Source organism: Apibacter sp. (assembly GCF_025291155.1).
In the GTDB taxonomy this organism is placed as follows: domain Bacteria; phylum Bacteroidota; class Bacteroidia; order Flavobacteriales; family Weeksellaceae; genus Apibacter.
Map to the genome: position 1 here is coordinate 1 of NZ_JAMBJZ010000141.1, position 2,613 is coordinate 2,613.

The 2,613-nt window shown below is 29.8% G+C and carries 4 protein-coding genes; all 4 read right to left on the bottom strand.

Annotated elements, in window-relative coordinates:
• On the bottom strand, positions 1 to 365 hold a 365-nt coding region (locus M3Z80_RS09545; RefSeq protein ID WP_293919384.1), incomplete at its 3' end, for a DegT/DnrJ/EryC1/StrS family aminotransferase.
• Positions 362 to 847 carry an acyltransferase gene (locus M3Z80_RS09550; RefSeq protein WP_293919385.1) on the bottom strand — a complete coding sequence of 162 codons (486 nt, stop codon included), beginning with the start codon at positions 845 to 847 and terminating at the stop codon, positions 362 to 364. The genes M3Z80_RS09545 and M3Z80_RS09550, both read right to left, overlap by 4 nt.
• On the bottom strand, positions 844 to 1,254 hold the full coding sequence (locus M3Z80_RS09555) for a sugar 3,4-ketoisomerase (protein ID WP_293919386.1): 411 nt from the start codon (positions 1,252 to 1,254) through the stop codon (positions 844 to 846). Before M3Z80_RS09555 ends, M3Z80_RS09550 begins: the two co-directional genes overlap by 4 nt.
• Positions 1,247 to 2,515 (bottom strand): ABC transporter ATP-binding protein, encoded by a 1,269-nt coding sequence (locus M3Z80_RS09560; RefSeq protein ID WP_293919387.1) that lies wholly within the window; start codon positions 2,513 to 2,515, stop codon positions 1,247 to 1,249. Before M3Z80_RS09560 ends, M3Z80_RS09555 begins: the two co-directional genes overlap by 8 nt.
• Positions 2,516 to 2,613 lie beyond the last annotated feature (98 nt).

Consider the following 2,613-nt stretch of genomic DNA (forward strand, 5'->3'; position numbering starts at 1 on the left):
TCTTGAATTTTTGAAATATCGATATTAAAATTATATGGATCCGGTTCTACAAAAACAGGAATTAAACCATTTTCTGAAATTGATAATACTGAGGCTATATAGGTATTTGCAGGAACTATTACTTCATCTCCATGCTCCATAACTCCTAGCTCTAAATACCCTTTTAGAATCAAGCGTAATGCCTCTAAGCCATTACCTACCCCAATTACATATTTTGATTTTATATAATTTGAAAGATTATTTTCAAACGTTTTTACTCTATCTCCAAGGAGGTACCAACCTGATCGAAAAACATTAATTAATTCTTCTTCTATTTCTTGTTGATATTGGAGATTTATTTTTTGTAAATCTAAAAACTTTATCATAGTTTTTGAATCTTTCCTTCTTTAGTGATTATTCCTTTTTGAATTGCAGGATTTCCATACCATACTGTAAAGGGCGGTATATTTTTTGTTATTACACTTCCTGCTCCGATTAGGCTATATTCGCCTATAGTATGGCCTGCTATTATCGTTGAATTAGCTCCTATAGAGGCTCCTTTTTTTATAATTGTTTTTTCAAAAGCACTTGGATAGCATTTAGAACGTGGAATTAAATCATTTGTAAAAGTAACATTAGGACCAATAAATACATTATCTTCTATAATTACCCCATCCCAAATCTGAACTCCTGACTTTATAGTAACATTATTTCCTATTGTAACTTCATTTTCAATAAATACATTAAAATTAATATTACAATTTTTTCCAATTACAGCATTTTTTAAAATTACACAAAATTGCCAAATTAATGTATTATCCCCTATATTTTGAGTTTGTACATCAGAGGTAGGATGAATTCTAATCATTTGCTTAATTTTTTAAATTCGTCATAGTCTCTTATGTAATCATTTTCTAAATAAAATTCAGAGGCTAAGCACAATAATACAGCATTATGAGAAAATTTAATATCTCTCCAAATTTTACTAGGAATAAATAATCCTTTTTCAGGAGAATCTAAAATAAACGTTTCTTTATTTCCATATATGTCTTCTGTTTTAAATTCAATTGTTCCCGAAACAGCAAATATCATTTGTTTAAGCTCTTTGTGGGCATGGCCACCTCTTTGTATATCCTGAGGAGTAAAATAAGTCCAATAAACTCTTTTTATTTCAAAAGGTATATTCAGATTTTCTTCCGCAACAGTTATATATCCTAAAGCTGAAGACCCTATTTTTGATAGTTCTATTATATGTGGTTTCCCAATATTATCCATAAAATTTATTCGAAAAATTAAGTTCCGGTCGTATTACTCCTGGAAGTAAGTTACTATTAGATCCTAAAGATTCGTTTAATATTTCAAATTGAATTACTTCATTCTGAATATATAGAGGATACTTTTGCTCTTCACCAAAAATCAAATTAAATTTATAAATTCCAGCATTTAATAAATTAGGCTCAATTTGTCCTGTTACTTTATATATCCCCCTTTTTGAATCTTTATTTACTGTTATTAATTCCCCTGTATGAAAGATTGTTATTTCATCAGAGTTTCTCAATTCAAAAGTAACATCTAAATTTATACCAATTTTATTGTTATAAAAAATTAATTCAAACTCTACCCCAGAGGAAATTGTTAAATAATTTCCTTTAATAGGCTTAGTCAAAAATTTTATTATTCTTATATTTCCATTCCCTGGAGCAGTTTCAATATCGCCTTCATGTATAAGATAAGAAGAAATATTAGATAATTTTTGATAATATTCTACAGAATCTAACGCTCTACCTATATAAGAAATTCCTCCATGTTGCATAACTACCCCTTCATTACAAAGAGTCTTAATAGCTGCCATATTATGACTCACGAATAGTACGGTTCTTCCATCATTAACACTTACATCCTTCATTTTACCTAAACATTTTTTTTGAAATTCTGCATCTCCTACTGCAAGAACTTCATCCACTATAAGAATATCGGGCTCTAAATGTGCCGCTACGGCAAACGCAAGGCGAACATACATACCGGAAGAATATCTTTTTACAGGGGTATCAATATATCTTTCAACACCGGAAAAATTTACTATCTCATCAAATTTAGAACGTATTTCTTTTTTTGTCATCCCCAAAATGGCTCCATTTAAAAATATGTTTTCTCTTCCTGTCAATTCGGGATGAAACCCTGTTCCAACTTCTAATAAGGAAGCTATTCTTCCATTAATTTTTATACAACCTGAAGTGGGCGAAGTCGTTTTAGATAATATTTTTAATAAGGTTGATTTTCCTGCTCCATTCCTTCCTATAATACCTAATACTTCACCTTGTTTTACTTCAAAATTTATATCTTTTAATGCCCATACATAATCTGAAGAACCTTTTGTTGTTCTATCATTGGTTTCACCAATCTTAGTAAAAGGATCACCTTTTCCCATGGTTTTCCACCACCATCTTTTTATATCCTGTTGTAAGGTTCCTGTGCCTACTTGGCCTAATCTATATAGCTTTGATATATTTTCTATTTTTATTGCTATGTTATTCATATTTTAATTCATGATTTTTAAAAGAACTATAATTAAGACTACTATGTTTCTCTGAGAGATACTTACACGGTGTCCATAAAGCTTCTTTCCACTTTATT

Excerpts from the sequence above, each read along its gene's own strand:
- M3Z80_RS09555 (WP_293919386.1), bottom strand. The coding sequence starts at position 1,254 with ATGGATAATATTGGGAAACCACATATAATAGAACTATCAAAAATAGGG.
- M3Z80_RS09550 (WP_293919385.1), bottom strand. The coding sequence starts at position 847 with ATGATTAGAATTCATCCTACCTCTGATGTACAAACTCAAAATATAGGG.
- M3Z80_RS09560 (WP_293919387.1), bottom strand. The coding sequence starts at position 2,515 with ATGAATAACATAGCAATAAAAATAGAAAATATATCAAAGCTATATAGA.